This is a genomic window from Microcoleus sp. PH2017_05_CCC_O_A (assembly GCF_020738785.1).
Taxonomy (GTDB): Bacteria; Cyanobacteriota; Cyanobacteriia; order Cyanobacteriales; family Microcoleaceae; genus Microcoleus.
Window position 1 is genome coordinate 1 of sequence record NZ_JAEQCB010000317.1, and the last position, 1,343, is coordinate 1,343.

Consider the following 1,343-nt stretch of genomic DNA (forward strand, 5'->3'; position numbering starts at 1 on the left):
GGGGGCTAGAAACTGTAACTTGATTCTTGGACAAATCTACCCATTGTTGCTCAATTGTGGGTAGCTTTTTCACTCGCAAGTTCTGCTAAGGTTGGAATATGTCACAAGCCTGCGCGAGAAGGGATTAAAGGACTGCCATGTTACTCGGATTCAAAACCGAATTGAAACTAAATAGTCGGCAGCGCATACTTTTAGCTAAGCATTGCGGAGTGGCGCGTCATGCTTGGAATTGGGGTTTGTGGCTGACCAAAAATATTCTTGGTCACAACCAAGCCAATCCCAACGAAAAGCTCAAATTTCCCACAGCTATTGACTTGCATAAATTGTTAGTAGCTATGGTGAAGTCGGAGAATGCTTGGTATTACGAGTGCAGTAAATCTACACCACAACAGGCATTAATGGCATTGCGAGATGCATGGAAACGATGTTTTAAAAAGACTGCTGGTGTACCGAAGTTTAAGAAAAAAGGAAGGCGAGATTCTTTCACATTAGAAGGAACGGTCAAAATCTGCGGGGTTAACAAAATCCAAGTTCCCGTAATTGCCGTCCTCAAGACTTATGAAAGGCTACCACAAGTATCAACTAAGTCTTGCGCGATATCCCGTATTGCCGACAGGTGGTTTATCAGTTTCAGGTTTGATGTAGAACAGCAAGAATCATGCCAAACAAGCATTGTAGGCGTTGACCTCGGTATTAAAGCATTGGCTACTCTATCAACAGGTGAAGTAGTTATCGGTGCTAAATCCTACAAAAAATATCGCGACATACTCTCAAGGATGCAATGGTTGAGTCGCCATAAAGTCATCGGTTCGAGCAATGGTCAAAAAGCACAAGTCAAGATAGCTAGACTGCATAGAAAGATAGCTAACATCCGTCAAGATACGTTGCACAAACTAACGACATTACTTGCCAAAAACCACGGTGTAATTGTCATAGAAGACTTGAACGTAAGCGGAATGATGGCGTTGCACAAGCTAGCTGCATCTGTTGCCGATATGGGCTTCTTTGAGTTTCGCAGACAGTTAACCTACAAATGCGAGTTGTACGGTTCAAAGTTGGTAGTTGTTGACCGTTGGTTTCCCAGCTCAAAAACTTGTTCTAATTGTGGAACTAAAAAAGAAACACTCTCTCTTTCTGAACGAGTGTTTGAATGCAGTCATTGTGGTATTGTTGTTGACCGCGATTTGAACGCAGCGATTAATTTGTCAAAAACCGTCAGTTAGACGGGGTTAGCCTGCGGACTGGTGAGTGCCGACACTACCAGGATGAAGCAGGAAGTAAACGAAGCTCAAAGTCCAATATTGTCCAATCTTGAGTAACTTTGGGTAGGATTTATGTAACGG

The 1,343-nt window shown here is 43.0% G+C and carries 1 protein-coding gene; it reads left to right on the forward strand.

What is annotated here, in order from left to right; genetic code table 11:
• Positions 1-137 precede the first annotated feature (137 nt).
• Positions 138-1,223 (forward strand): transposase, encoded by a 1,086-nt coding sequence (locus JGK20_RS34310; protein ID WP_293200731.1) that lies wholly within the window; start codon positions 138-140, stop codon positions 1,221-1,223.
• Positions 1,224-1,343: the final 120 nt, after the last annotated feature.